We start from the raw sequence: 2,353 nt of genomic DNA, 5'->3' as shown, positions 1-2,353 counted from the left end.
CTCCCTCAAGTGGAAGGCCAACAGATTGTAAAACAAGTGAAAGCATTATAAGTCCTGCTCCTGGAACTCCTGCTGTACCTATAGACCCTAAAGTAGCTGTAAGAATAATAGTTGATTGCTGACCTATTGTTAAATCAACTCCATAAACCTGAGCTACGAATAAAGCACATACGCCCTGATAAAGCGCAGTTCCATCCATATTTATTGTGGCTCCAAGCGGAAGAACAAAACTTGCAATTTTTTCTGAAACTCCAAGGTTTTCTTTTACACATTTTATACTTACAGGTAGTGTTCCTGAACTACTAGTAGTACTGAATGCTGTAAGAGCAGCCGGCATAACCCCTTTAAAGAACTTTATTGGAGTGATTTTAGCAACTAGCTTTACCGCTGAAGAATATACTAAGATTGCATGAATTACACATCCTATATATACGGCTGCTATAACTTTTACTAAAGGTAATAACACTGAAGGACCATTTGATGCAACTACTGGAGTTATAAGTCCAAATATCCCAAAAGGTGCTAATTCCATTATAAATGCTGTTATCTTATACATTACTTCTGCTAATCCGTCAAAAAATCCTATAAATAACTTCCCTTTTTCCTCTGGAATAGCCGTTGCTCCAATTCCTAGAAAAAGACCAAAAGCTATAATCTGAAGCATATTCCCTTCAACTAATCCCTGTAAAGGATTTTTAGGAACAATGTTTAATAATGTCTCTACTATTGTAGGTGCCTCTGTAGCAGCTATTTGTGCATCTACTGGTATGCTAAGGCCTGCTCCTGGATTAAATACGCTTCCCAATACAAGTCCTATTGTTACCGCAACAGCAGTTGTTAAAAGGTAATAAACTATTGTTTTTCCCCCTATTCTCCCAAGTGTTTTAACATCTCCTATACTTGCTGCTCCAACAATTAGAGACGACAGCACCAAAGGAACTATTATCATTTTAATAAGATTAATAAATAATGTACCAACAGGCTGAATAAATGTAATTGCTATTTGTGGATTGCTTGTCAATAATAGACCTGCAACAACCCCTGCTAGCAACCCTAGAAGTATTTTGGTTGTTAATTTCAAATTCGACTCCCCCTTTTAGTTTCTAATATTAATAATTCCATTAACTTTATAATAATATTTACCCTACAAATTCATACACAATAAATTGAAACAATACATTTATTAATATGAATCTTCTGATTATTTTAAATTCAAAAAAACTTCAAGCAATAACAGCCTGAAGTTTAATCGTCTCTTAGAATTACATTTATTCCTTCAATAAACTTTTTAACATTAATTGTTCCACCATAGTTTGATTTCCCTCTAATATAGTCCATTTCTCTTCTTACTTCTTTAAAATCAAAAAGTGTACTAGAGTATCTTATAAAAACGTCATTTGAATAATCCTCAATGCCAAGATTGGCAATATTTTTTAAAGCCTTATTTATAGCTCTTCTTACTCTTTGCTCTATAGCATTTGCATTTGACGAAATAGAATATTCTTTTATGTATTTGTCATTTAAATACTCATACACTTCTGAAAGTTTATATTTTAAAAATGCTTTATTACTACCATACCCCTGTTGCTTAAGCCATAGAATAATCTGTACTATATCCTTTTTTCCTGCTTCGCCTAGAATTCCCAACTGTGCAAGTACCCTTTCCACATTATCCCTTTCACTATCTACTTTAACCTCTTTACTTAAAACACAGTTTCTAAACATATTCATATTATTCATAGCCTTTTCGAATGAATCTATTACCATAGACATTCTTATCTTTTCCTTTACTCTCTCAATAACTGAAATTACTTCAATAACATTTATAGGTTTATTTATATAAAATTCAATTCCATGCTCATATGCCTTTGAAATCATTTTCTTTGAGCTTACCTCTGATATCATTATAAATGCAGATTTGCGACCATGTTCCTTCAAAGTGGATACTACTCCCACTCCATCAATGCCCGGAAGAAGTAGATCTACTAGTACAATATCTGGATTTAATCTTTTTATATCTTTTATAGCATCTAAACCATTCCCTGACATTCCAATAATTTCGCCCTGATTGTTTTTACTTATAATATTTTTAAGCATTTTTTGTATAGCTTTGTCATCATCAACGATGTAAAAATTTTGATGCATTATCTCACTTCCTCGTCTCAATTTGTTCAATAGGAATTGCTATTTCAAAAACTGTATAATCCTTTATTGTATTATCAACGTATATTCTTCCTTTATAATAATTTTCAACAATCTGTTTTACATGAGAAAGCCCTATACCTGTAGACATTTTTCCTGTTGTTGTATCATACTTTGTAGAGAACCCTGCTTCAAACATAATGTCTATATC

3 protein-coding genes are annotated in these 2,353 nt (G+C 32.6%); all 3 read right to left on the bottom strand.

Annotated features, from left to right (window positions below; translation table 11 throughout):
* Positions 1-1,081: dicarboxylate/amino acid:cation symporter (locus VLM92_RS10710; protein ID WP_325276338.1), on the bottom strand; the 1,081-nt coding region annotated here is incomplete at its 3' end.
* A gap of 164 nt (positions 1,082-1,245) precedes the next feature.
* Positions 1,246-2,145, bottom strand: a complete 900-nt coding sequence (locus VLM92_RS10705; protein ID WP_325276337.1) for a response regulator — start codon at positions 2,143-2,145, stop codon at positions 1,246-1,248.
* Between the two features lie 4 nt (positions 2,146-2,149).
* Positions 2,150-2,353 (bottom strand): ATP-binding protein (locus tag VLM92_RS10700; protein ID WP_325276336.1); only part of this gene is annotated, 204 nt, incomplete at its 5' end.

This window comes from Romboutsia sp., from assembly GCF_035470145.1.
Taxonomy (GTDB): Bacteria; Bacillota; Clostridia; order Peptostreptococcales; family Peptostreptococcaceae; genus Romboutsia_D.
The sequence above is the reverse complement of the archived record's forward strand: the minus strand, read 5'-3'. Positions and strand labels throughout refer to the sequence as shown.